22 protein-coding genes and 1 tRNA gene are annotated in these 23,993 nt (G+C 74.3%); 16 read left to right on the forward strand and 7 right to left on the reverse strand.

Annotation, left to right across the window (positions count from 1 at the left end):
* Positions 1-1,300: 1,300 nt before the first annotated feature.
* The 3 genes from ACI79B_RS17980 (at position 1,301) to ACI79B_RS17990 (ending at position 6,391) form a co-directional block, all read left to right on the forward strand.
* Entirely contained in the window at positions 1,301-2,503 is a 1,203-nt protein-coding gene (locus ACI79B_RS17980; protein ID WP_456929049.1) for a replication-relaxation family protein, read from the forward strand.
* A gap of 402 nt (positions 2,504-2,905) precedes the next feature.
* Entirely contained in the window at positions 2,906-4,579 is a 1,674-nt protein-coding gene (locus ACI79B_RS17985) for a recombinase family protein (protein WP_456929048.1), read from the forward strand.
* Between the two features lie 108 nt (positions 4,580-4,687).
* Positions 4,688-6,391 carry a recombinase family protein gene (locus ACI79B_RS17990; protein ID WP_456929047.1) on the forward strand — a complete coding sequence of 568 codons (1,704 nt, stop codon included), beginning with the start codon at positions 4,688-4,690 and terminating at the stop codon, positions 6,389-6,391.
* Here the strand turns inward: ACI79B_RS17990 and ACI79B_RS17995 are convergent.
* Positions 6,370-6,457 (reverse strand) — tRNA-Leu (locus tag ACI79B_RS17995). The two genes, ACI79B_RS17990 and ACI79B_RS17995, sit on opposite strands and share 22 nt — an antisense overlap.
* A 120-nt stretch (positions 6,458-6,577) precedes the next feature.
* On the opposite strand from ACI79B_RS17995, the gene ACI79B_RS18000 reads away from it, so the two are divergent.
* The 3 genes from ACI79B_RS18000 to ACI79B_RS18010 all read left to right on the forward strand — a co-directional run bounded on the left by ACI79B_RS18000 (position 6,578) and on the right by ACI79B_RS18010 (position 9,846).
* Positions 6,578-7,897, forward strand: coding sequence for a M20/M25/M40 family metallo-hydrolase (locus ACI79B_RS18000; protein WP_456929046.1), 1,320 nt, complete (start codon positions 6,578-6,580; stop codon positions 7,895-7,897).
* Positions 7,898-8,029: 132 nt separating this feature from the next.
* Complete coding sequence (locus tag ACI79B_RS18005) at positions 8,030-8,836, forward strand: SDR family oxidoreductase (RefSeq protein ID WP_456929045.1); 807 nt, start codon at positions 8,030-8,032, stop codon at positions 8,834-8,836.
* Between the two features lie 56 nt (positions 8,837-8,892).
* Positions 8,893-9,846 carry an NADPH:quinone oxidoreductase family protein gene (locus ACI79B_RS18010; protein ID WP_456929044.1) on the forward strand — a complete coding sequence of 318 codons (954 nt, stop codon included), beginning with the start codon at positions 8,893-8,895 and terminating at the stop codon, positions 9,844-9,846.
* A gap of 74 nt (positions 9,847-9,920) precedes the next feature.
* On the opposite strand, the gene ACI79B_RS18015 is transcribed toward ACI79B_RS18010, so the two are convergent.
* Positions 9,921-10,121 (reverse strand): DUF5703 family protein, encoded by a 201-nt coding sequence (locus tag ACI79B_RS18015; protein ID WP_387989578.1) that lies wholly within the window; start codon positions 10,119-10,121, stop codon positions 9,921-9,923.
* A gap of 121 nt (positions 10,122-10,242) precedes the next feature.
* Here ACI79B_RS18015 and ACI79B_RS18020 point away from each other — a divergent pair, with 121 nt between their 5' ends.
* Positions 10,243-10,506 (forward strand): hypothetical protein, encoded by a 264-nt coding sequence (locus ACI79B_RS18020; protein ID WP_456929043.1) that lies wholly within the window; start codon positions 10,243-10,245, stop codon positions 10,504-10,506.
* 127 nt (positions 10,507-10,633) lie between these two features.
* On the opposite strand, the gene surE is transcribed toward ACI79B_RS18020, so the two are convergent.
* On the reverse strand, positions 10,634-11,401 hold the full coding sequence (surE, locus tag ACI79B_RS18025; RefSeq protein WP_456929042.1) for a 5'/3'-nucleotidase SurE: 768 nt from the start codon (positions 11,399-11,401) through the stop codon (positions 10,634-10,636).
* A gap of 109 nt (positions 11,402-11,510) precedes the next feature.
* Here surE and ACI79B_RS18030 point away from each other — a divergent pair, with 109 nt between their 5' ends.
* Both ACI79B_RS18030 and ACI79B_RS18035 read left to right on the forward strand, forming a co-directional pair.
* On the forward strand, positions 11,511-11,999 hold the full coding sequence (locus ACI79B_RS18030; RefSeq protein ID WP_456929041.1) for a hypothetical protein: 489 nt from the start codon (positions 11,511-11,513) through the stop codon (positions 11,997-11,999).
* A 66-nt stretch (positions 12,000-12,065) separates the two neighbouring features.
* A complete protein-coding gene (locus ACI79B_RS18035) occupies positions 12,066-12,836 on the forward strand; it encodes a DUF2470 domain-containing protein (protein ID WP_456929040.1) in 771 nt (256 codons plus the stop codon).
* A gap of 27 nt (positions 12,837-12,863) precedes the next feature.
* Here ACI79B_RS18035 and ACI79B_RS18040 read toward each other — a convergent pair whose 3' ends face one another.
* Complete coding sequence (locus tag ACI79B_RS18040) at positions 12,864-14,825, reverse strand: AAA family ATPase (RefSeq protein ID WP_456929039.1); 1,962 nt, start codon at positions 14,823-14,825, stop codon at positions 12,864-12,866.
* Positions 14,826-14,836: 11 nt separating this feature from the next.
* The gene (locus ACI79B_RS18045) at positions 14,837-15,817 is read right to left on the reverse strand and encodes an aldo/keto reductase (RefSeq protein WP_456929038.1); all 981 of its coding nucleotides are present in this window, start codon (positions 15,815-15,817) and stop codon (positions 14,837-14,839) included.
* A 178-nt stretch (positions 15,818-15,995) separates the two neighbouring features.
* Between ACI79B_RS18045 and ACI79B_RS18050 the strand changes: the two genes are divergently transcribed.
* From ACI79B_RS18050 to ACI79B_RS18070, 5 genes are all read left to right on the forward strand, one after another.
* The gene (locus ACI79B_RS18050; protein WP_456929037.1) at positions 15,996-16,829 is read left to right on the forward strand and encodes an undecaprenyl-diphosphate phosphatase; all 834 of its coding nucleotides are present in this window, start codon (positions 15,996-15,998) and stop codon (positions 16,827-16,829) included.
* 18 nt (positions 16,830-16,847) lie between these two features.
* Complete coding sequence (locus ACI79B_RS18055) at positions 16,848-17,534, forward strand: histidine phosphatase family protein (protein WP_456929036.1); 687 nt, start codon at positions 16,848-16,850, stop codon at positions 17,532-17,534.
* Positions 17,535-17,569: 35 nt separating this feature from the next.
* On the forward strand, positions 17,570-18,121 hold the full coding sequence (locus ACI79B_RS18060) for a DUF3090 family protein (protein ID WP_456929035.1): 552 nt from the start codon (positions 17,570-17,572) through the stop codon (positions 18,119-18,121).
* 16 nt (positions 18,122-18,137) lie between these two features.
* The gene (locus ACI79B_RS18065) at positions 18,138-18,881 is read left to right on the forward strand and encodes an SCO1664 family protein (protein ID WP_456929034.1); all 744 of its coding nucleotides are present in this window, start codon (positions 18,138-18,140) and stop codon (positions 18,879-18,881) included.
* A 141-nt stretch (positions 18,882-19,022) separates the two neighbouring features.
* The gene (locus tag ACI79B_RS18070) at positions 19,023-19,409 is read left to right on the forward strand and encodes a VOC family protein (protein ID WP_456929033.1); all 387 of its coding nucleotides are present in this window, start codon (positions 19,023-19,025) and stop codon (positions 19,407-19,409) included.
* A 6-nt stretch (positions 19,410-19,415) separates the two neighbouring features.
* Here ACI79B_RS18070 and ACI79B_RS18075 read toward each other — a convergent pair whose 3' ends face one another.
* On the reverse strand, positions 19,416-20,132 hold the full coding sequence (locus tag ACI79B_RS18075; RefSeq protein WP_456929032.1) for a maleylpyruvate isomerase family mycothiol-dependent enzyme: 717 nt from the start codon (positions 20,130-20,132) through the stop codon (positions 19,416-19,418).
* 42 nt (positions 20,133-20,174) lie between these two features.
* A complete protein-coding gene (locus ACI79B_RS18080; protein WP_456929031.1) occupies positions 20,175-21,158 on the reverse strand; it encodes a sugar-binding transcriptional regulator in 984 nt (327 codons plus the stop codon).
* A 177-nt stretch (positions 21,159-21,335) separates the two neighbouring features.
* On the opposite strand from ACI79B_RS18080, the gene ACI79B_RS18085 reads away from it, so the two are divergent.
* Together ACI79B_RS18085 and ACI79B_RS18090 are read left to right on the forward strand one after the other, a co-directional pair.
* Positions 21,336-23,081, forward strand: a complete 1,746-nt coding sequence (locus ACI79B_RS18085) for a glycerol-3-phosphate dehydrogenase/oxidase (RefSeq protein WP_456929030.1) — start codon at positions 21,336-21,338, stop codon at positions 23,079-23,081.
* A 141-nt stretch (positions 23,082-23,222) separates the two neighbouring features.
* On the forward strand, positions 23,223-23,948 hold the full coding sequence (locus ACI79B_RS18090) for an MIP/aquaporin family protein (RefSeq protein WP_456929029.1): 726 nt from the start codon (positions 23,223-23,225) through the stop codon (positions 23,946-23,948).
* The last annotated feature ends 45 nt before the right edge of the window (positions 23,949-23,993 follow it).

Raw genomic sequence — 23,993 nt, forward strand, 5'->3', positions numbered from 1 at the left:
ACTCGTCGACGCCCTCGCCAGGGCTCGCCCTGACCGATCGGCCGGACCTGATCGGCCGGACCTGATCGGTCGCCCCGCCGAGCAACAGCGGCCCGGCCCGGCACGGTGAATGGCAGCGACATGCCCCAGGCCGCCCAGGTCCTCCGTGCCGGGGAACCGGAAGCCCTGCCGAGTCGATTGCCGCCAGCCGCACCAGACAGGTAAGCCTTCGATGGGCGATCAATGGGCTCACGGCCACCGTTCCGGTCGACATACGGCAAAGCGTGCCTTCGGACAGATGGGCGCCATCGGTAACCCGGGACGACACCGATGAGCGTCCCGGACTGGTGAACCGGCAGTTAGACGGCGGCGAGGCCGACGCCGTGGCAGCCCCGGTGCGCGACCGAGGACCGGCTACCCCGCTGTGTCCGCTGGAAGAACCGGAGTGGATCCGGGACCAGGCACCCAGATCGAGATCGCGCAACGCGGCGGCGGTAAGGCACACGAGGCTGCGGTCTTTGGGCGCTGCGCGCCCGAGCGGGGAAAGGCGAAACAGCAGCGCGGCCCCGAAGGGGTCGGGCTGCCAGACGCGGCGCCGCTCAGGAGCGCCCCCAGGGCGCGACTGCGCCGTCCGATGGAGGCACGAGAAGCCGAGCCGTCGTCAGCGGCGAGGTGGCGGCCTGCCCTGCGTCGGCCCGGAGCGAGCCCTGCGAGCGCAGTGCGACGCATCGAGGGGCAGAACGCCACCGACCCCGGCACCCGACATCACCCCGACAAGGGGGAGGGGAGCCGGGGTACCCGGTTCCTCCGCGACCCAGGGAAGTGAGGGAGGGAGGGGGGAGGGAGGACCGCCTGCCGGGGTGATGAGGGAAGCCGTACTGGGGGCGCTCACGCGGGGGAGGGGAGCCGTCAGTCAGCGGGGAGGTAGTCCGGCCACCCAGGCCCCCTCCGTTGCGGGGCCACCCCTCAGAGGCCGGGGGGAACGCTGCGGGGAAGCGAGCGCAGCGATGCGACCCCCGCAGGGGAAGCCACCTGGGCCGCCCGGGCCACCGCCAGCGACCGTCAGGATGGAGCGCTCCGGTGGACCGCTCGACCGGAAGCCCCGACGAGCGGAGCGAGGAGGCCCCTCAGGTGCCCCTCGACCTGGCTCGCGGTCGAAGCGTCTACTCCCGGTTGACCTGCGGTTTCTTGCCGACCAACCCGACATGGCTGCCGTTGTCCCGGGGCAACGCTCGAACAACGACAGGAGCAACGTCAAGCATGAGCCCTGAGCCGTCGACACATGAGGCGACGACACCTGCCTCCCACGACGGAGTTCCTCATGACCAGCAACGCCTTCGACTCCCCGTTCGTCCTGAGCGGCGGGGAGGTAAACATCTTCGCGGGTACCCCGGCTCCCCGCGCCGACCCCGCCGGGGATGCACCCACCTCCAGGCCCGGGAACCTCTCCCGGAAGCAGCGTCCCCGCCGAGGGGTGGCTGAGCGCGGGGTCTTCCCGCAGGGGAGGGACCTCGAGGTCGTCGGCTGGCTCGCTCGCGTGCGTCTGGCAACCGCCCCGCAGGTGATGCGGCGGGTATGGCCCCGGGAGGCCATGCCTCCCCGTCAGGCCGTGTCGGCGCTGCTGTCGCGGCTGCAGCGCCTCGGGTGGGTGGAGAAGCGCACCCCGCTAGCCACTCGCTGGCCCGTCTATCAACTGACCCGCGCCGGCTATGACGTCTCCTGCGACGTGTATCCGGACGTCGAGACGCAGTACCTCGCCCACCCCTCGGCAGCCACGCTCGAGCACAACTTGCTGCTCAATGACTGCGTGATCGCTTGGGAGAACGGTCGAGGCTGGCTCCCGGACGGGTTCTCCCGTCCGGTCCGAATCGTGACCGAACGCGAGATCACTGCCGTGGACAAGGCGCCGATGCGGAGGCCGGCGCAGTATCAGGCACGCGAGCAGTCCCGAGTGTTTCTCGCGCCTGGTGGTGAGCCGTACATGCCCGACGAGCCGGTCTACGGCTACCTCTCCGTGAACGGGTCCCGTGCCTTTCCCGACGCCCTGATCGTTCCCGTCGGATCACAGCGCGGAGGGCGAGTCCGTGGAGCAATCGCCGTCGAGTACGAGCGCACGGACAAGGACCCACGGGACTACCAGCGGGTGCTGTTGGCCTATCGGAGGACCGCTGAGCGAACAGGCAAGTACGCCCACGTCCTCTACATCAGTCCTTCGCAGACGATCCTGGCCAAGGTACGAGCCGCGGCAATCGAGGTCGGGGCCGAAGACCTGGTGCTCACACTCGCAGCCCCACAGCCGCTCTATGACCGCTTCCCGGAGCGGACCACGCCTCTACGGCCCAAGCGCCCCCAACCCGAGATGCCGCCTGAACGCATGCTTCGTCAGGTCCCCAAGCGGGACCTGATCGCCTGGCTGCAGGACATGGGCCTCGCCGACGCAGCCGCCGAAGCCTTGGAACCGATCGACGATTCAGCCGAGTCGGCCGACCCCCACTCCGGCAGGCGACCCGGCATGCGTTCCTGAGCGCTGTTCGGCAGGGGACCGACTCCGCAATACCGCCCTGCGGCATCAGGGCCACCATCGCGAGGAATGGGTCCCTTCCATGGGTCCACCATTGGTTGAACCATCCCGACGGAGTGTTGAAAGTGGCGTTTCGCAAGCCCGAAACATCATTCGAGGCATGAAATCACCCAAACGGGTGAGCATCTTCTGTTCCGAATCGCCCGAATTGGCGCGCGGCCGGCCGATGTGACTGCTCATGCACCGCTCAACCGCAGTCACCAGCGAAAGTCGGATCGCTTTTCGAACCGGGTCCGCCTTCCCTGTCCTGACGCCCGATGCTGCCCGGATCCTTCTGGCCATCCTGCGTTCTGGTGACTCCGCTGCGGGCGCGGTGCCTTCGACTCATCACATGGAGGAGGCGTCATGAACCGCTTCTCGGAAAGCCCGGCGATCGGCCACGGGACCGCCAGCGGGGGACTGACATTCGCCTGGTACGGCCGCTGCTCGACCGAGGATCTGCAGGACCCGACGACGAGCCGCGGCTGGCAACTGCGCGCCGCGGAGCGACTCATCGCGGGTCATGGCCGAGTGGTCACGGAGTTCTTCGACCTGGGCCAGAGTCGCTCTCTGCCCTGGCAGCGTCGTCCAGAGGCTGCCCGTCTGCTCGAGGCCATGGCCCGTCCGGATCGTGGTTTCGACGCCGTCGTGATCGGGGAGCCGCAGCGCGCCTTCTACGGCAACCAGTTCGGCAACACTTTTCCCCTCTTCCAGCACTACGGGCTCACTCTGTGGGTGCCCGAGATCGGCGGTCCCGTCGATCCGGACTCCGATGCGCACGACTTGGTGATGACCATCTTCGGCGGCGTGTCCAAGGCGGAGCGCAAGCGCGTGCAGGCGCGCGTGACCGGCGCAATGGAAGCGGCCACCGTGGACCAGGGGAGGTTCCTAGGCGGGCGTCCTCCCTACGGCTACCGGCTCGCCCCCGCCGGCCCCCATCCCAATCCGCGCAAGGCAGCCGAGGGTCTGCAACTGCACGTCCTCGAACTGGATCCCGCCGCGGCCCCCGTCGTCGAGCGCATCTTCACGCTCTACCTGCGTGGCGTGGGCCTGCGCGCCATCGCGGAGCGGCTCAACACGGAGGGCGTCCCGTGCCCCTCGGCGCACGATCGCGAGCGCAATCCGCACCGCGCCGCGGACGGCTGGCAGCCCTCCACCGTCCGCGCCATCCTGACGAACCGGCGCTACACGGGCTACGCGCAGTGGGCGCGCTCGCATCGGGTCGAGAGGCTCCTCGACCCGATGGACGTTGCTGCAGGGACTGTGGTGGGGTTTCGCCGCAGTGAGCCGCATCGAATCGTGACCAGTCGCGAGAAGGCGCACCCGTCGGTCATCACGCCGGACGTCTTCGAGCAGGTGCAAGCGCGCCTTGCCGCACCGACCGCCGCCAACGGGCCGCGGCGGTCCCGCAGCCCGCGGGCATCGTCCGCCCCCTACCTGCTGCGGGGGCGCCTCCATTGCGGGATCTGCGGACGCCGGATGCAGGGCAACCGCAACCACGGCCAGGTGTACTACCGCTGCCGCGCCAAGGAGGCGGTCCCGGGTCTGCGGGATGTGCAGCACCCGAGCACGGTCTACGTCAAGGAAGGCCACATCGTCCCTGCTCTGGACGACTGGATCCTCGGGCGCTTGGCCCCAACCCAGTTCGAGGCCACGGTCGATGCCCTCCTGGCCGCGGACCGGCCGTCCCTTGCAGAGACGGCCCAGCGGCAGGCGATGACGCGCAGGGTGGCCGAGCAGGAGAAGCGGTTGTCGCAGTACAAGGCCGCCCTCGGTGCCGGAGCCGATCCGGCTCTCGTGGTGACGTGGCTGGAGGAGGCCCAGGCGGATCTCGCCGCAGCACGCGGGGCGTTGGCGGAACTGGATGAAGCCTCGGAGGACCGGCTCACCCGAGAGGACATCGAACGCCTAACTGGTGACCTCGATGCGGTCCGCAGGTGTCTCGAGCACGCCGCGCCGGGACAGAAGGCCGCCCTCTACGAAGCGTTGGACCTTCGCCTCGTATACCGACCTGAGGAAGCAGCCGTCGAGGCTCAGTAGGCCGCTGAGCCGAGGGGTCACCCGTCCGGACCTCCGGAGACCGCCCTGTCCTGTCGGACCCGTGCTAGATCCTGCAGTCGGGCAGGTCACACACGCATGGGAGGCCACATGGCGAGCAGCAGCACGACCGGAAGCACCAGCGGAGGTCTGACGCGCTTCGCGTTCTACGGCCGCTGCTCCACGGAGGACCTTCAGGACCCGCAGACCAGCCTCGGCTGGCAGCGGCGCGCGGCCACGCTACTCACCGAGGGGCACGGGGCGATCGTCGAGGAGTTCTTCGACATCGGCTACAGCCGATCCCTTCCCTGGCGGCGTCGTCCGGAGGCGACGCGCCTCCTGGAAGCCATCGCCGCACCCAGCCGCACCTTCGACGCGGTGGTCATCGGCGAGCCGCAGCGCGCGTTCTACGGGGCCCAGTTCAGCGACACCTTCCCCGTCCTCCAGCACTTCGGCGTCGATCTGTGGGTGCCAGACGTCGGCGGCAGGATCGACCCCGACTCCGACGTCCACGAATTGATGATGACCATCTTCGGGGGTATCTCGAAGGGCGAACGCCGACGCATCCAGCGACGGGTCATCGGCGCAATGGAAGCGGCGACCGTCAACCAGGGGCGCTTCCTCGGCGGCCGGCCGCCCTACGGCTACGTCATCGTGAGCGCCGGCCCACATCCCAACCCGAGCAAGGCCGCCGACGGCATCACGTTGCATGTGCTCGAAGCGGACCCCGTGACGGCGCCGGTGGTGCAACGGATCTTCGACCTCTATGTCGGGGGCACGGGCCTCCGGGCGATCGCCGCACGGCTGAACACCGAGGGGCTGCCCTGCCCGTCGGCGCACGACCCGAACCGCAACACCCACCGGCTGAAGGACGGCTGGCAGGCCTCCACCGTCCGCGCCGTCCTCACGAACCCCCGGTACCTCGGCCACCAGGTCTGGGGCCGCTGGCACCGTGTCGAGCGGCTGCTCGACCCGAAGGACGTCGCCGCCGGGACTGTCACCGTCTTCCGGAGGAGCGGCCCCGAACGTGTCGTGACCAGCACCGAGCGGGCGCATCCCGCTCTCGTGTCGGACGAGACGTTCACGCGCGTCCAGGACCTCCTCACCTCGGGCTCTCGGGGCGCGGGGGAGCGCCCTCGGACAGTCCGCTCCTCCACCAGCCCGTACCAACTGCGTGGACGCTTGCACTGCGGCCTGTGCGGCCGCCGCATGTCAGGTCACCGCCGCGGACCGACGCTCTACTACCGCTGCCGCGCCGCCGATCTCGTCCCATCGCAGCAAGCCGCACACCCGAGCACCGTCTACCTCCGCGAGGACACCCTCGTCCGTCAACTCGACGACTGGCTCGTCAAGGTGCTCGATCCCGACGGCGTCGAGACCCTGGTCGAAGACCTCAGCGCGACGGATCACGGTTCCCTTGCTGAGGACAGCAGGCGAATGGCCATCACGCGACGCCTCACCGACTCGCAGCAACGCCTCGACCAGTTCAAGGCCGCCTTGGCCCACGGCGCCGATCCGGCAGTCGTGAGCACCTGGATCAACGAGGCCCAGGCCGACCTCGCCCGAGCGCGGACCGACCTCGCACTGCTCAACAACGAAGTCCCGACCGAGCTCAGCCGGGCGGACCTCACCGCAGTGCTCGGCGACCTGTCTCTGCTGGTCAGCCGCCTGTCAGCGGCGTCTGCCGAGACCAAGGCCGCGCTCTACGGTGAGCTCGGAGTACGCCTGGATTACCACCATGCCAGCGGAGAACTGGTCGCCGAAGTGAACACGGCCGAGGCGTGTGCAAAACGTGGTGTCCGAGGGGGGACTTGAACCCCCACGCCCGATAAAGGGCACTAGCACCTCAAGCTAGCGCGTCTGCCATTCCGCCACCCGGACGAGTGCGAGGCCAAGACTACCCGACGCCCTCCGCCCCTCGGGCACTGGTACCCCGCTGTGTCGCATCACCCGGTCGTCCGTCCCCGTCGGAGGCCCGGGCGGGCCCGTAGTGTCGCCGGGGTGGAGAACCGAGGTCCCGTCCAGGCCCAGGCCGAGGTCGCCGAGCTGCTCAGCGAGCTGATCCGGATCGACACGACCAACACCGGCGACACCGCCACCAGCGCCGGCGAGCGGGTCGCCGCCGAGTGGGTCGCCGGCAAGCTGGACGAGGTCGGCATCGGCTCGCAGGTCCTGGAGTCCGAGCGCGGGCGGGCCAGCCTCGTCGCCCGCATCCCCGGCGCCGACCGCAGCCGCCCGGCGCTGCTGGTCCACGGGCACCTCGACGTCGTGCCGGCCGACCCGGCCGAGTGGAGCGTGCACCCGTTCTCCGGCGAGGAGCGCGACGGCTACGTGTGGGGCCGCGGCGCCGTCGACATGAAGGACATGGACGCGATGGTCCTGGCGCTGGTGCGCGAGTGGGCCCGCACCGGGGTGCAGCCGCCGCGCGACGTGGTCCTCGCCTTCGTCGCCGACGAGGAGGCCGGCGGCCGGCTCGGCGCCCGGTGGCTGGTCGACGAGCACCCCGACCTGTTCGCCGACTGCTCCGAGGCGATCAGCGAGGTCGGCGGCTTCTCGATCACCGTCCGCGACGACCTGCGCCTCTACCTCGTCCAGACGGCGGAGAAGGGCCTGGCGTGGATGCGGCTGACCGCCGGCGGCCGGCCCGGGCACGGCTCGTTCGTCCACGACGAGAACGCCGTCACCCGGCTGTGCCAGGCGGTCGCGCGGCTGGGCTCGACCCGGCTGCCCACCGTGCTCACCCCGCCCATGCGCGAGTTCCTCGCCGCGGTCGAGGAGGCCTACGGCATCGAGATCGACCCGGACGAGCCGGAGGAGGCGCTGGCCCGGCTGGGCAGCATCAGCCGGATGATCGGCGCGGCGCTGCGCAACACCGCCAACCCGACGATGCTCGCCGCCGGCTACAAGACCAACGTCATCCCCGGGACGGCGAGCGCCATCGTCGACGGCCGCTTCCTGCACGGCCAGGAGGAGGAGTTCGAGCGGCAGCTGGCGAGCCTCGTCGGCGAGGGGATCCAGCGCGAGTGGATCGTCCACGACCAGGCCGTGGAGACGACGTTCGACGGCCCGCTGGTCGACATGATGACCGAGGCGCTCACGGCCGAGGACGACGGCGCGCGGCCGGTGCCGTTCACCATGAGCGGCGGCACCGACGCCAAGAGCTTCGAGCGCCTGGGCATGCGCTGCTTCGGCTTCTCCCCGCTGCGGCTGCCCGCGGACCTCGACTTCGCCTCGCTGTTCCACGGCATCGACGAGCGGGTGCCGGTGGAGTCGCTGCGCTTCGGCGTCCGGGTGCTCGACCGCTTCCTGCGCGGCGTCTGACGCCCGGCACTCCGGCGACGATCACGGCGCCCGGACCGCGACCGGCCCGCGTGTCCCGGTCCCGGCGCCCTGATCGCGGGGACGGACCGGAGGGGTGGCGTCACCGGAGCGCGCCCGTGGTGTGATGCCGGGGTGACCTCTCCCACACCTCCCGGCCCGGGTTCCGTCGCGCTGATCACCGGAGGGACCGGCGGCTTCGGCCGCGCCCTCACCCAGAAGCTGCGCGAGCGGGACGTCACCGTCGTCGCCGCCGACCTCGACTCCGAGCGCAACCGGTCGGTGGCCGAGGAGCTCGGCGCGCACTTCGTCGCCCTCGACGTCACCGACCGCGCCGCCAACGAGGCCGTCGTCGCGCAGGTGGAGGCCGAGCACGGCCGGCTCGACGCCGCCTACCTCAACGCCGGCATCTCCGCCGCCAAGAGCGACGACGCCCTCGACCTCGACGAGTTCATGCGCGTGGTCGACATCGACCTGTTCGGCGTCGTCTACGGCGTGCAGGCCGCGCGCCCGGCGATCAAGCGGGCCGGCGGCGGGGCGATCGTGGTGACGGCGTCGCTGGCGGGCCTGTCGCCGATGCCCACCGACCCCGGCTACAGCGTGGCCAAGGGCGGCGCGATCGCGTTCGTCCGGTCGATGGCGCCGCGGCTGACCCGCGAGGGCATCACCATCACCGCGATCTGCCCCGGTTTCGCCGACACCGCGATCATCGACCGCATCCGGCACGAGTTCGAGGCCGCGGACTTCCCGGTCATCCCGGCCGCCGAGGTCGCCGACGCGATGGTCATGGCCTGGACCTCGGGCGAGCCCGGCGCCGCGTACGTCATCCAGCCCGGCGTCGGCACCGTGCCCTACAAGTTCAAGGGCGTGCCCAGCGCGAAGACCGCGACCGGCGAGACCGCCGTCGTCCCCGAGGCGCTGCGGCCGCCGTCCATGCTCTGACCGCTCCTGCCGGGGGCCGGTGACCGGCGTCACCGGGCCTCTGGCAGGGTCGGCGCATGCGTGCATGGCGGGTACACGAGCTCGGCGACCCCTCGGAGGTCATGCGGCTGGAGGACGTCGACGAGCCGACCCCGGCCGAGGGCCAGATCAAGGTGCGCGTGCGCGCGGCGGCGCTGAACTTCCCCGACGTCCTCATGGCGCAGGGGAGGTACCAGGAGCGCCCGCCGCTGCCCTTCACGCCCGGCGTGGAGCTGTGCGGCGAGACCGAGGACGGACGGCGGGTCATCGGCGGCCCGGCCGGCGGTCCCGGCGCGTTCGCCGAGTACGCGCTGATGAACGCCCGCGACGCCTGGCCGGTGCCGGACGGCCTGTCCGACGAGAAGGCCGCCGCGCTGTACCTGACCTACCAGACCGGGCACGTCGGCCTGCACCGCCGGGCGCACCTGCAGGCGGGAGAGTGGCTGCTGGTGCACGCCGGCGCGGGCGGCGTCGGCTCGGCGGCGATCCAGCTCGGCAAGGCCGCCGGTGCCAAGGTGATCGCCACCGCCGGCGGCGCGCACAAGGTCGAGGTCTGCCGCGAGCTCGGCGCCGACCACGTCGTCGACTACACGGCCGAGGACTTCGTCCCCGTCGTCAAGGAGCTCACCGGCGGCGAGGGCGCCGACGTCGTCTACGACCCGGTCGGCGGTGACGTGTTCGACAGGTCGCGGAAGTGCATCGCCTTCGAGGGCCGGTTGCTCGTCGTCGGGTTCACCAGCGGGCGGATCCCCGAGGCGCCGGCCAACCACGCGCTGGTCAAGAACTACAGCGTCGTCGGCCTGCACTGGGGCCTGTACAAGAAGAAGGACCCCGCCGTGATCGGGCAGACCCACGACGAGCTGGTCCGGCTGGTCACCGCGGGCGCCATCGACCCGCTCGTCGGCCAGGTCCTCCCACTGGACCGTGCGCCGCAGGCGCTGGCCGCGCTGGCCGACCGCGGCACCGTCGGCAAGGTCGTCCTCGTCCCCTGAGGACGCGACCCCTGAGGACGCGACAGGGCGTGCTCCCCACCCGGGGAGCACGCCCTGCGTCGTCAGCGAGCCGGCTAGGTGACCGGCATCGGCAGGTAGGACAGCCGCGCGCGGCGCCGCAGGACGACCTTGCGGGTGCCGTCCGCGTGCAGCTGGAGGCGGGCCAGCTCCCACCCGCCGACGTCGGATTGGAGGCTCAACATGGTCGCCGCTGCGGAACGGGACGTGCCCGGGGGGATCCGCAGCGGCGCGTACTCCCAGTCGGCGGCGTTCACCCGCCCGATGTTGCCACGGTGGACACCCGCCGGTCACCAGGGTGCCGGTTCCCGGACTGCCGCTGCCGGGGACCGGCGGCAGGATGGACGGCGACCCGATCCGCACCCGAGGGAGGACGACGTGACCGATCCCGGTTCCGCCACCGACGCCGACCGCGCCGAGCAGGAGGCCCTCCTCGAGCCCCCGGCCCCCGCCGGGGCCGGCGACGCGGGACCGGTCGGCGACCTCGACGCGAACGAGGCCGACGCGCTCGAGCAGCAGCTGTCGACCGCGCCGGGCTCGGCCGGTCCGCTGCGCCCCGTCGGCGACGTCGACGCGAACGAGGCCGACGTGCTGGAGCAGGAGGCGGACGTCCCCTTCGACGACGACGACCGCACCGTCTGACCGAGGGATCGTCCGTGGGGCGAGCAGACCCGCGGCACGGCGATCGTGGTGAATATGCCCACCGGCGACCCACCACGCCGACGACGCTCGCCGTCTGGGCGCACGAGCGCCTGCGCCCGCCGCTCGCTCAGGCGCCGTCGAGCCCCGGGTAGTCCGCCCCGGGCGCCTCGGCGGGCGGCTGCAGCAGGGTCACGGTGGCCCACCCCTCCTGCAGCAGGGCGTCGTCGGTGCCCGGCACGGGCCCGTCGGGGGTCTCGTGGAAGGTGAGCGTCACGAAGTCCTCGCCGGACTCGCCGACCTCGACCTGCACCGCACCGAAGGTCGCCAGCCGGGCCGGGCGCAGCCCGCGCAGCCGCTCCGGCGGGACGTCGGGGGCGTTGACGTTGACCACCACCGGCCCCGGCGCGTGCCCGAGGGTCCACCGCAGCGCCCGGCGGGCCACCTCCTCGGCGGTGGCCCAGGCGTGCTCCGCGGCCGGGTCGGCGGCGCCGGCCAGCGACACCGCCAGGGCCGGCAGCCCGTGGGTGGCGCCGCTCAGCGCGGCGCCCACGGTGCCCGAGTGCAGCACCGCCGTGCCGGTGTTGGGGCCCCGGTTGACGCCGGAGAGCACGATGTCCGGCCGCGGCCCGAACGCGCCGCGCACCCCGGCGAAGGCGATGAGCGCGGGCGACGCCTCGACGGCCAGGGAGCGGACGGCGCCCCCGCCGGGCGGCTCGTGCTCCCGGACCGCCAGCCGGTTCCCCTGCAGCAGCGCGGTCAGCGAGGCGCTGGACCCGCTGTACTCCTGGTCGGGCGCGGCCAGCGTCACCTCCAGGCCCGCCTCCGCCGCCACGCGGGCCAGCAGGTGCACCCCCGGGCTGTCGATCCCGTCGTCGTTGGTCACCAGTGCGTGCACGCGGCCCCTCCCGGTCGGGTCAGCGCCCCCGTGCCCCGCCGGAGCGTCCGGCACACCCGTCCGGGGTGGCCGCGTCCCCGGGCGGGCACCCGCCCGGCATGCTCGGCGGGTGCCCCTCGTGCTCGTGTTCCTGCTCCTCGTCGCGCTCGTGCTGCCGCTGCTGGCCTGGTCGCTCGCCGGCCGCCGGTTCTGGGCGGACCTGCGCGGCCCGGGCACCCGCGACCTGCGCGCCGAGGTGGTCGCCCGGCACGGGCTGAGCGGCGCCGAGGCCGACACCGTGCAGACGGCGGTGACCCGCGGCCGGCCCGTCGACGACGCGCGGCTGCGCCCGGCGGCCGCCGACTGGGCCGGCACCACGCTCACCGTCCTCGACGAGCAGCACGCCGCGCACGCCGGGCGCGACCGCGCCGCCTCCGTCGTCCTCGGCCTGGCCGGGCTGTGCCTGCTGGCCGCGGTGGTGCTGGCCGTCGTGCTCGGCGCGGGCGCGGTGGTCTACCTGCTGGTGGTGCTCGCCGCGGGGGCGATCGGCAACCTGGCGCTGCTCCCGGCGACGGTCCGGCACAACCTGCGGCGGGCGCGCGCCGCCAACGGCGGGTGACGTTCCGCTTCCCCTCCGCCGGTGGGTGTGGTTAGGCTTCCCTTACCGTCGTCTCGAGGGGGAGCCATGACCACCTGCCCGGGTTCTCCGGCGCTCTCCGTCGCCGGCGCCCCCGAACGGGCCCGCACCGCCGCGACCCGCAGCGCCGCGGCGCTGTGCGTCGCCGGCCGCGAGCCGAGCCGCCCCCTCGCGCACGCCACCACCGCCGCCGGGCAGGTGCTCGTGCTGGTCCCCGCCGACGGCGAGGTCGCCGCCGCCCTCGAGGCCGCGCCGGACCGGGACGTGACGGCGCTGCTGATGGTCAGCGACCGCGCGCCGGTGCCGCTGCGCGACCCGGTGCGGGCGACCCTCTGGCTGGCCGGCTGGCTCACCCCGGTGCCCGAGGTCGACCGGCGGGCGGCCGCGGTCGCCTTCGCCGAGGTCCGCCCCGAGGGCGCGCTGCTCGATGTCGGGACCTCGGCCACGCTGCTGCGGCTGGACCTCGCCGAGGTCGTGCTGCGCGAGGGCGACGCGTGCGCCGAGGTCTCGCCGGGCGAGTTCGCCGCCGCCCGGCCCGACCCGCTCGCCGCCGTCGAGGCGCGGATGCTGCAGCACCTCGACCGCGACCACCCCGACGTGCTCGCCGTCCTGCGCAGCCGGGTGCCGGCCGGGCCGGGGGAGACGGTGCGCCCGCTGGGCGTCGACCGGTTCGGCTACCGGCTGCGGGTGGAGCGGCCGGGCGGGCACCGCGACGTCCGGGTGCCCTTCCCGCGGCCGCTGACCTGCCCCGGCCAGCTGCGCGCGGCGACGTCGCAGCTGCTGTGCGCCCTGCGCGCGGGCCTGACCCGCCGCGACTGAACGCCTCCCGCGCGCGGAAGGCGGGCGTCAGGCGTCCAGGTTCTCGCGCAGCAGGCCGGCCAGGCGGGTGCGCCGCGGGCGGACGTCGACCTCCCGCACCGCCCGCGCCAGCGCCGCCCCCGACGCGTGCACGATCGACAGGTGCTGCTGCGCGCGGGTGAGCGCGGTGTAGACCAGCGGCCGGGAGAGCATCCCGCCCGCCTCCGGGGGCAGCACCACGACGACGCCCGGCCACTCCGAGCCCTGCGCGCGGTGCACGGTGATCGCCCAGCCGTGCCTGAGGTCGGGCAGCGCGTCGCCGGTCACCGTCACCGGGCCGGAGGAGAAGTCGACGGTCAGCGAGCCCTCGCCGGTGCCGGTGACCACGCCGACCTCGCCGTTGGCGAACCCGATCGGCTCGAGGTCCAGGTGGTTGGCGGTGGCCACCACCCGGTCGCCGACGTCGAAGCCGAACACCGTGCCGTCGCCGGGGTTGAGCCGCTCCTTGAGCGCCTTGTTCAGCTCGATCGTCCCCGCCGGCCCGCGGTGCACCGGCGTCACCACCTGCACGTTGCGCGGGTCGATGCCCAGCGCCCGCGGGATCGAGTCGGTGACCAGCTGCACCACCCGCCGGGCGGCCTCGCCGCTGCCGGTGGCGGGCACGACCACCACCTCGCGGTCGGGGGAGTCCACCGGCGGCAGCTGCCCGGTGCGCACCGCCGACGCCAGCCGGGCGATCGCGCCGCCCTCGGCCTGCCGGTAGAGCGTGGTCAGCTCGGTCACCGGCACGGCGCCGGAGTCGATGAGGTCGCCGAGCACGTGGCCGGGACCGATCGAGGGCAGCTGCGCGGGGTCGCCGACCAGCAGCAGGTGGGTGCCGTCGGGGCAGGCCTCGACCAGCGCCGCCGTGAGCTCGACGTCGAGCATCGACGCCTCGTCCACCACGACGACGTCGGCGTCCAGCGGCCACTCCTCGTTGCGGGCGAACCCGCCGCCGAAGCCCTGCGCGCCGAGCAGCCGGTGCACGGTGACCGCCGGGTGGTCGGTGAGCTCCTCCAGCCGCTTGGCCGCCCGGCCCGTGGGCGCGGCCAGCGCGACCTCGGTGCCCTTGGCCCGCAGCAGCCGCACGATCGCGGCCACGGTGCGGCTCTTGCCGGTGCCCGGGCCGCCGGTGAGCAGCGAGACGCCGGCGCCGAGCACCTGCGCCACGGACTGCTTCTGCGCCTCGTCGAGCCCCTTGGACACCGACCGGACGGCGGCGGGGTCGGCGATCCGCTCGGCGGTGGCGGCCAGCCGGGCCACGCCCTCGGCGACGGCCTCCTCGGCCATGCCGAACCGGGCCAGCGACAGCATCCGCAGCGCGGGGTCCGGCTCCGGCGGCTCGGCGTCGGGATCGCTGTCGGAGGACTCGTCCCACTCCGGCTCCGGCGGCTCGTGGTCGAGCACCTCGCCGGACTCGACCGCCGCGACGACGGCCGCCGCCGGGTCGCTGACGCCCTCGGCGCGCAGCGCGGCCACGACCAGGTCGGCGGGCAGCACGGTGTGCCCGTCGCGGCTGGCCGTGCGCAGGGTCATGACGACGATCGCGCGGCCGCGGCGGGAGTCCTGCCGGTCGGCGCCGGGCAGCAGCGAGATCGCCAGCCGGTCGGCGTCGGTGAGGGTGACGCCGTGCAGGCCCAGCAGCGCCCACGGGTCGTCGCGCAGCCGCCGCGCGGCGTCGTCGCCGAGGGCGTCGGCGGCCGAGGACGCCAGCTTCGCCTCCAGCCCGGCCCGCACCAGCAGCTCGACCACGCCGTAGGTGGGTTGGGCGGACAGGAACGAGGAGAACAGCCGCTCGGCGCGCTGCTTGCCGACCCGCGGCATCTTCAGCAGCTTCGCGGCGGTGACGTCGTCGGGGGAGGTGATGCCGGCGGCGGGCAGCTCGGCGGCCGCCCGCTTGCCCAGGCCCGGCCACAGGCCGGCGGCGACGAAGGCGGCGAAGACGGGGTCGGGGGCGGGAGCGGTGCTCACGGAGGTCGTCGTCATCGGGCGGTGCGCTGGTCCGGGTAGGAGAAGTGCGGCGCGGAGACGTCCTCCAGCGCCGTGCGGATGGCCGCGGGCAGCCGGACGCTCTCGGCGTCGAGCGAGGCCTGCAGCTGGGCGGCGGTGCGGGCGCCGACGACGGGCGCGGCGACGCCGGGGCGGTCGCGCACCCAGGCCAGCGCCACCGCCAGCGGGGTGGTGCCCAGGCCGTCGGCGGCGGTGGCGACCGCCTCGACGATCCGGTCGGCGGTGGCCGAGCGCAGGTCGTCGACGAACCCGGCCCACTGCGGCGAGGCCCCGCGCGACTCCGCCGGCGTGCCGGTGCGGTACTTGCCGGTGAGCAGCCCCCGGCCCAGCGGGGACCAGGCCAGCACCCCCAGCCCCAGCGCCTCGGCGGCGGGCACGACCTCCCGCTCGACGCCGCGCTGCAGCAGCGAGTACTCGACCTGGGTGCTCACCAGGGGCGTCCGGCCGGGCCAGGCGCGCTGCCAGGTGGCCGCCTGCGCGGTCTGCCAGCCGGTGTAGTTGCTCACACCGACGTACCGCACGCGGCCGCTGGCGACGGCGGCGTCGCAGGCGGCGAGGGTCTCCTCGACGGGGGTGTGGTCGTCCCAGGCGTGCAGCTGCCACAGGTCGACGTGGTCGACGCCCAGGCGGGCCAGCGACGCGTCCAGCGCGGCCAGCAGGTGCCCGCGGGAGGCGCCGCGGCCCAGCGGCCCGGGCCCGGTGCGGCCCACGGCCTTGGTCGCGACCAGCACCTCCGACCGCGGGACGACGTCGGCCAGCAGCCGGCCCAGGGTCCGCTCGCTGTCGCCGTCGCAGTAGACGTCGGCGGTGTCCACGAGCGTGCCGCCGGCGTCGACGAACGCGGTGAGCTGCAGCGCCGCCTCGTCCTCGTCGGTGTCCCGGCCCCAGGTCATGGTGCCCAGCGCCAGCCGGGAGACGACCAGGCCGCTGCGTCCCAGCGCCCGTTGTTCCACGACCGGCCAACCTACCGTCGCGGACCGACACCGGCCGGTGGGCGCGGCGGTGTGAGGACGGCGACCCGCGTGGTGCCCGCCCCGCCCCGGCGACCCCGACCTAGGCTGTCCTCCCGTGCTCCGACCGAACCCGCGCACCGCGTCCCGCCCGACCCCCGGAACCCGGGGCTGAGCGGCGGTGGGGTGGTTCGAGGCCGTCGTCCTGGGGCTCGTGCAGGGGCTCACCGAGTTCCTGCCGATCTCCTCCAGCGCGCACCTGCGCGTCGTCGGGGAGGCCGCGGGCTGGGGTGACCCGGGCGCGGCGTTCACCGCGATCACGCAGATCGGCACCGAGGCCGCGGTGCTCCTCTACTTCCGCAAGGACATCGCGCGGATCGTCGCGGCCTGGCTGCGGGCGCTGCGGCACCGGTCGCGGCGGTCGGACCCCGACGCCCGCATGGGCTGGCTGATCATCGTCGGCAGCATCCCGATCGTGGTCCTCGGCCTGCTGTTCCAGGACGACATCGAGACGACGTTCCGCGACCTGCGGATCGTGGCCATCTCGCTGGTCGCGTTCTCGCTGGTCCTGTACTGGGCCGACCGGGTCGGCCGCAAGAAGCGCGAGCTGGCCGACCTCAGCGTCCGCGACGGCCTGCTGTTCGGCCTGGCCCAGGCGATGGCGCTGGTGCCGGGCGTGTCCCGTTCCGGCGGCACGATCACCATGGGCCTGTTCCTCGGCTACACCCGCGCGGCCGCCGCCCGGTACTCGTTCCTGCTGGCCATCCCGGCGGTGCTCGGGTCGGGCTTCTTCCAGGTCTACGAGGCGCTCACCGGCGACGTCGCGGGGGAGACCGTCTCCTGGGGGCCGACGATCCTGGCCACGGTCATCGCGTTCGGCGTCGGCCTGTCGGTGATCGCCTGGCTGCTGCGCTACCTCGACCGCGGCACGTTCACGCCGTTCGTCGTCTACCGCGTGGTGCTCGGCCTGGCCCTGCTGGCGCTGGTCGGCGTCGGGGTGCTCGCCCCGCGCTAGCGCCTAGGCTCGGGCGTCGTGACCACCGTCATCCTCCTGCGGCACGGCCGGACGACGGCGAACGCCGGCGGTGTGCTGGCCGGCTGGACGCCGGGCGTGCGGCTCGACGAGACGGGGGAGGAGCAGGTGGCCGCGGTGGGCCGGCGGCTGGCGCCGGTGCCGCTGGCCGCGGTGGTCAGCAGCCCGCTGGAGCGCTGCCGGCAGACCGCCGAGGCCGTCCTCGCCGACCGCGACCTGGAGCTGCAGGCCGACGACCGGCTCGGCGAGGCCCGCTACGGCGACTGGACCGGCCGGCCGCTCAAGGAGCTGGTCGAGGACCCGATGTGGAAGGTCGTGCAGCAGCACCCCTCCGCCGCGGTCTTCCCCGGCCCGGAGGGGGAGGGGCTGGCGCAGACCCAGGCCCGCGCGGTGGCCGCCGTCCGCGAGTGGAACGCCCGGCTGGGGCCCGACGCGGTGTGGCTGGCGTGCAGCCACGGCGACGTCATCAAGGCCGTCCTCGCCGACGCCCTCGGCCTGCACCTGGACGCCTTCCAGCGGATCGTCGTCGACCCGGCGTCCATCTCGGTCGTCACCTACACCGAGACCCGCCCGTTCGTCGTCCGGATGAACGACACCGGCGGGGACGTCGCCGCGCTCCTCCCGAAGGAGGGGAAGGCCGACTCCGACGCCGTGGTGGGCGGCGGGGCCGGGGCGGCCACGACCTGAACGCAACCGTCCGCCTCCCCGCGTAACCTGGGCGCGTGCCTCGCCAGGTCTTCCGCTTCGACCGCCCGTCCCGGTTCGTCGCCGGCACGGTGGGCCAGCCCGGGGACCGCACCTTCTACCTGCAGGCGTCCGACGCCGAGGGGCGCGTGGTCAGCGTCGCGCTGGAGAAGTCGCAGGTGCAGGTCCTCGCCGAGCGCATGGACGAGCTGCTCGACGAGATCGCCACCCGCCCCGGCACCGCCGTCCCCGCCACCGCCGACGTCGACGACCTCGAGCCGCTCACCGCGCCCGTCGACGAGGAGTTCCGCGTCGCGGCCATGGGCCTGGCCTGGGACGGCGAGGCGCAGGCCGTCGTCGTCGAGGCCGTGGCCGCCAGCGACGAGCCGGTCGACGAGGAGACGATCCTCTCCGACGCCGAGGAGGGCCCCGACGCGCTGCGGGTGACCATCACCCCCGGCGCCGCCCGCTCGTTCGTGGCCCGCGCCCGCCGCGTCGTCGCCGCCGGCCGGCCGGCGTGCCCGCTGTGCTCGCTGCCGCTGGACCCGACCGGGCACGTCTGCCCCCGGCAGAACGGCTACCGCCGCTGATCCCCGGACGACGGCGATGAGCGAGCCCGCGCAGGACCTCCGCGCCCCGGCCACCGCCGCCGAGGCGCGCGCCCTGCTGCGCGAGGGCGAGATCGACGTCGAGGGCCGCATGCTCGACGCGAGCAACGTGACGCTGTTCGGCACCGTCCGCACCGGCACGCTCGAGGCCGAGTGCGTCTACAAGCCGGTCGCCGGCGAGCGGCCGCTGTGGGACTTCCCCGACGGCACCCTCGCCGGGCGCGAGGTGGCGGCGGCGCTGGTCAGCGAGGCCACCGGCTGGGACGTCGTCCCGCCCACCGTGCTGCGGGAGGGCCCGTTCGGCCCCGGCATGGTGCAGCTGTGGATCGACGGCGACCCCGACGTCGACCTGGCCGCGTTCGTCCGCTCGGACCACCCGGGCCTGCGCCGCATGGCGGTGTTCGACGCGGTCGTGAACAACGCCGACCGCAAGGGCGGGCACATCATCCCGACGGCGTCGGGCCACGTGTACGGCGTCGACCACGGCATCTGCTTCTCCACCGACCCGAAGCTGCGCACCCTGCTGTGGCGCTGGGCGGGCAAGCCGCTGCTGCTGGAGGCGCTGGCGGTGCTCGAGCGGCTGGCCGACGACCTGCGCGGCGACCTCGGCGAGGCGCTGCACGAGCACCTGACCCGGCGCGAGGTCCGGTGCACGCAGCAGCGGGTGGCCGAGCTGCTGCGCACGCAGGTGCACCCCGAACCGTCGGGGGACTGGCCCGCGCTGCCCTGGCCCCCCTTCTGACCCGCCGCGCCGGCTGACCCGGGGTCGTCGTACGCCGGCGGCCCACTCCGGGCACCGGAACGGGCCGCGGGGGTTCGACGGTGGGCGCCGACGCCGCATCCCGGGCGCCGGAACGCGGCCTCGGCGCACACACTGGTCGGCATGCCGCACCGGAGCCGCCTCGCCGTCCTGCTGCTCGACCTGCCGCCGGAGGTGCACCCCGCCGGCACGGACTTCTGGTCGGCTGCGACCGGCAATCCCGTGGAGCCGGACATGACCGACCCCGCCTGGCACCGCCTCGGCCTCCTGGGCGGCGGACTCTCGTTCGAGGTGCAGCGGACGGGGGAGGGGACGCCGCCGCGGTGGCACGTCGACGTCGAGACCGACGACATCCCCGCCGAGGTGGCACGGCTGGAGGCCCTCGGTGCACGGCGGAAGGCCGACATGGGCTCGTTCTGGCAGATGACCGACCCGGCGGGACTGGTGTTCTGCGTGGTCGGCGTCCAGACGGGTGAGGCGTTCGAGCGTCACGCCGTCAGGTGGCCGTGAACGGGCTCAGGACAGGTCGACCGCGGCGATCATCGCGGCCGCCTGCAGGCCGTCGCCGTCGACGGTGAGCACCTCCAGCGGCACCCGCCGCCAGCAGGCCAGCAGCAGGTCCCCGGCGGTGCCGCGCAGCGTGGCCACCGGCTGCGGCCGGGTGCCGGCGAACAGCGTCCGCTCGACGCCGGCGTCGATCGCGTGCAGCACCACCGGGTGCGCGCCCTCGGGCGGGCCGTCGGGCAGCGCGCCGGGCACCATCACCTCCAGCCACTCGTCGATGCCGTCGAGGCCGACGTCGGGCGGGATGGGCCGCACGTCGCCGAGCACCTGCTCGACGTCGACGGTGTGGACGACGGCCTCCTGCACCTGACGCCGGAGCACGAAGCCGACGTCCTTCCGGGGTGCCCAGGTCCACACCCGCTCGGTGGGGTCGGCGCCGGCCAGCGCGGCCTCCAGCTCCGCGGACTGTCCCGCCGCCCAGCCCAGCAGCTCGTCGTCGGGACGGCGCTGCGGCTCTGCGTACCCGCCGGGGTCCTGGGCGCGGGTGCGGACCACCCAGGCCCAGAAGTGCTGGACCGTGCCGAGGTGCCAGACCAGGTCGGCCAGCGTCCAGCCGGGGCACCCGGGCACCGGGGCGGTCCAGCCGCCGGCCAGCACGGCCTCGGCGGCGGCGTCGGCGAACCGGGCGTCGGTGCGGCGCAGCACCGGCAGGTAGCCCGACAGCTCCATCGCGGCCTCCTCGCGCGGGGACGGGGATCCGACGCTAGCCCGTCAGCGGGCCCACAGGGCCGGCACCGGGCGGGACGCGGCCCGGCGCAGCAGCAGCGCCGCGGCGGTGCGCTCGTCGAGCACCAGGTCGGTGACCAGCCCGCCGGCCAGCGCCGCGGCCAGCGCGGTGACCTTGTTGACGCCGGCCACCGCGCACACCCGCCGCGGGATGCGGCGCAGCGCCGGGGGGACCAGGCCGCTGGTGCGCGCGTTGATCGGGATGCCCTCCCAGGTCCCGTCGCCGCGCAGGAAGACGGTGCACACGTCGCCGACCACCGAGGCGGCGGCGAGGTCGGCGCGGTCGGCGGGACCGAGGTAGCCCTCCGCCCACACCCGGCTCGGCACCGGGCCGGCCATCGCGCCGACGCCGAACAGGGCGACGTCGGCGGACTGCTGGATGGCCAGCACCCGGCGCACGCTGCGCTCGCGCCACATCGCCTGCCGGGTCTCGGACCGGTCGAAGAACGCCGGCACGGGGAAGTGGTGCACCTGCGCGTCCCAGGCGGTGCCGAACCGGCCGAGGACGTCGCTGCCGTAGCCGACGCCGCTGCTGTGGGTGTTCATCGCCCCGTTGAGCTGGACGACGTGCGCGTCCCGCAGCGGCCGGGCCCGCAGGTGCTGGCCGACGGCGCTGGTGGTGGTGCCCCACGCCAGCCCGAGCGTCATCCCGTCGCCCATCGCCTCGTCGAGGACCGCCGCGGTCCGGTCGGCGACCAGCTGCAGCCGGGCGACGTCGGGGGCGTCCTCCGGCACCGCGACCACACGCGCCGTGACGCCGTACCGCGCGCCGAGCTCGCTCGCCATCGAGGCTGCACGTCCGTGCACGGCGCTGACCGAGACGGTGACGATGCCGAGCGCCCGCGCGGCGTCCAGCATCCGGGACACCGTGGACCGTGAGACCCCCTCCTCGGCGGCGATGTCCTCCATCCGCACGCGGTCCAGCCAGTACCGGCGGGCCACCCGCTCGAGGTCCTCGTCGGCCGCCACGCCCCGCTCCTCCCCGGCGCGGGCGACCCCGCGATCCGCTCCCACGCTAACGCCGCGGTGCACGGACGTGCAGGTGGTTGCCCTGCGCCGCCAAGAGGTGCAGGTTGACCTTCGTCCCCGGGTGCCGGCACCCCGCCGGCGCCCCGCACCGCCCCCGCACCACCTCAGGAGTGCCCGGTGTCCACAGCCCTCTCGCCCGAGGTCCGCACCAACGCCCTCGACCGCATGTCCCGGGACGTCCTGGACGTCCTGGTGATCGGCGGCGGGGTCACCGGGGCCGGGGCCGCGCTCGACGCGGCCAGCCGCGGCCTGACGGTCGGCCTGCTCGAGCAGCGCGACTGGGCCTCGGGCACCTCGAGCCGGGCCAGCAAGCTGGTGCACGGCGGGCTGCGCTACCTGGAGATGCTGGACTTCGCGCTGGTCCGCGAGGCGCTGCACGAGCGCGGCCTGCTCGTCGGCCGGCTCGCCCCGCACCTGGTCCACCCGGTGCCCTTCCTCTACCCGATCCGGCACCGCGTGTGGGAGCGGGCCTACATCGGCGCGGGCATCGCCCTCTACGACACCCTCGGCGGCCTGCTCGGCCGCCGCGACGGCCACGGCGTGCCGCTGCACCGGCACCTGTCGAAGAAGGGCCTGCGCCGGGTGGCCCCCTCGCTGAAGGACGACGTCGCCGTCGGCGCCATCCGCTACTGGGACGCCAAGGTCGACGACGCCCGCCTCGTACAGGTGCTCGTGCGCACCGCGGTCGGGCACGGCGCGCTGGCCGCCAGCCGCACCCAGGTCACCGGCTACCTGGAGGAGGACGGCCGGGTCGCGGGCGTGCGCGCGGTGGACCTGGAGACCGGCCGCGAGCTCACCGTCCGCGCCCGCCACGTCGTCGGCGCCACCGGGGTGTGGACCGACCAGACGGAGGAGCTCTTCCGCGCCCAGGGCCTGACCGTGCGCGCCTCCAAGGGCGTGCACATCGCCGTGCCGCGCGAGGCGATCGCCGGCGAGGACGGCTTCATCCTGCGCACCGAGAAGAGCGTGCTGTTCATCATCCCGTGGCCGACGCACTGGGTGATCGGCACGACCGACACCCCGTGGGACCTGGCCAAGGACCACCCGGTCGCCTCGGCCGCCGACGTCGACTACCTGCTCGACCACGCCAACGCGGTGCTCGACCGCCCGCTCACCCGCGACGACGTCCTCGGCGTCTACACCGGCCTGCGCCCGCTGCTGCAGCCGGTCGACGAGGAGGCCGGCGGCACGACCCGGGTCTCCCGCGAGCACACCGCCGCCACCGTGCGGCCGGGCCTGACGATGATCGCCGGCGGCAAGTACACGACCTACCGCGTCATGGCGCGCGACGTCGTCGACATGGCGCTGCGCGACCGGGCGCCCGGCGAGGACCCCGACGCGCCGATCCCGCAGTCGCTCACCGAGGAGCTGCCGCTGGTGGGCGCCGACGGCTACCGGGTCCGCTGGAACCGCAAGGCGCACCTGGCCGCCGCGCACGGCTGGACCGAGCAGCGCGTGGAGCACCTGCTCGACCGCTACGGCAGCCTGGTCGACGAGGTCCTCGCCCTCGTCGACGCCGACCCCGAGCTCGGCCGCCCGCTGGAGGGCGCGCCGGACTACCTCCCGGCCGAGGTCGTCTACGCCGTCACCGCCGAGGGCGCGCTGCACCTGGAGGACGTGCTCACCCGCCGCACCCGGCTGTCCTACGAGCAGGCCGACCGGGGCACCGCCTCGGCCCGCGCCGCGGCCGACCTCATGGCGCCGCTGCTCGGCTGGGACGACGCCCAGCGGGAGCGGGAGATCAGCACCTACCTGGCGCGGGTGGAGGCCGAGCGCGCCGCCGAGGCGATGCCCGACGACACCTCGGCCGAGCAGGCCCGGCTGCGGGCGCCGGAGATCCGGCCCTTCGCCGGCGCCTCCTGAGACCCCGGGCCGGCGGGGCGTCCCGCCGGCCCGGCGAGACCGCCGCGGCCGGAGAGGAGGTGGACAGAGGGCTCGGCACGACCCGCCCGCACCGGGCGGGCCCCCATCACGGCACAACCGGACACAGAGAGGTGTCTCAGCGTGTCACTGACCTCCGTCTTCTTCTCCGAGGTGCTCGGCACCGCGGTCCTGCTGCTCTTCGGCGTCGGCGTCGTCGCCAACGTCCTGCTCACCGACTCCAAGGGGCACGGCGGCGGCTGGCTGCTCATCAACTTCGGCTGGGGCCTGGGCGTCTTCGCCGGCGTCTACGCGGCCTACCGCAGCGGTGCCCACCTCAACCCGGCGGTCACCGTCGGGCTGTGGGCCTCCGGGGCCGACGAGTACGCCCCCGGTGTCGACGTCACGTTCGGCAGCACCCTGGTCTACTTCGCCGGCGAGTTCGTCGGCGCGTTCCTCGGCGCCGTCGTCGCCTGGCTCGCCTACCAGAAGCACTACGCCCGGCACGACGAGCCCGGGGAGATCCTGGCGACCTTCTCCACGGGCCCGGCGATCCGCAGCCTCCCGTGGAACGCGCTCACCGAGGCCATCGGCACCTTCGTGCTCGTCTACATCATCCTGAGGTTCGGGAACACGCCGAGCGAGATCGGGCCGATCGCCGTCGCCCTGCTGGTCATCGGCATCGGCAACTCGCTCGGTGGGCCGACCGGCTACGCGATCAACCCGGCCCGCGACCTGGGGCCGCGGATCGCGCACGCCGTGCTGCCCATCCCGAAGAAGGGCGGCAGCGACTGGGGCTACGCGTGGGTCCCCGTCGTCGGCCCGCTCGTCGGCGGTGCCCTGGCCGGCCTGCTGGCCCAGGGCTTCTGACCGCCCGGCCGTCCCGCCGATCGCCCGCCCCGACCGCCCGCACCC

The sequence above is a fragment of the Geodermatophilus sp. SYSU D00879 genome (assembly GCF_054050375.1).

What these genes read in the sequence shown, in the direction of transcription:
- ACI79B_RS17980 (WP_456929049.1), top strand. Translation starts at nt 1,301, where the DNA reads ATGACCAGCAACGCCTTCGACTCCCCGTTCGTCCTGAGCGGCGGGGAG.
- ACI79B_RS17985 (WP_456929048.1), top strand. Translation starts at nt 2,906, where the DNA reads ATGAACCGCTTCTCGGAAAGCCCGGCGATCGGCCACGGGACCGCCAGC.
- ACI79B_RS17990 (WP_456929047.1), top strand. Translation starts at nt 4,688, where the DNA reads ATGGCGAGCAGCAGCACGACCGGAAGCACCAGCGGAGGTCTGACGCGC.
- ACI79B_RS18010 (WP_456929044.1), top strand. Translation starts at nt 8,893, where the DNA reads ATGCGTGCATGGCGGGTACACGAGCTCGGCGACCCCTCGGAGGTCATG.
- ACI79B_RS18035 (WP_456929040.1), top strand. Translation starts at nt 12,066, where the DNA reads ATGACCACCTGCCCGGGTTCTCCGGCGCTCTCCGTCGCCGGCGCCCCC.
- ACI79B_RS18065 (WP_456929034.1), top strand. Translation starts at nt 18,138, where the DNA reads ATGAGCGAGCCCGCGCAGGACCTCCGCGCCCCGGCCACCGCCGCCGAG.
- ACI79B_RS18070 (WP_456929033.1), top strand. Translation starts at nt 19,023, where the DNA reads ATGCCGCACCGGAGCCGCCTCGCCGTCCTGCTGCTCGACCTGCCGCCG.
- ACI79B_RS18075 (WP_456929032.1), bottom strand. Translation starts at nt 20,132, where the DNA reads ATGGAGCTGTCGGGCTACCTGCCGGTGCTGCGCCGCACCGACGCCCGG.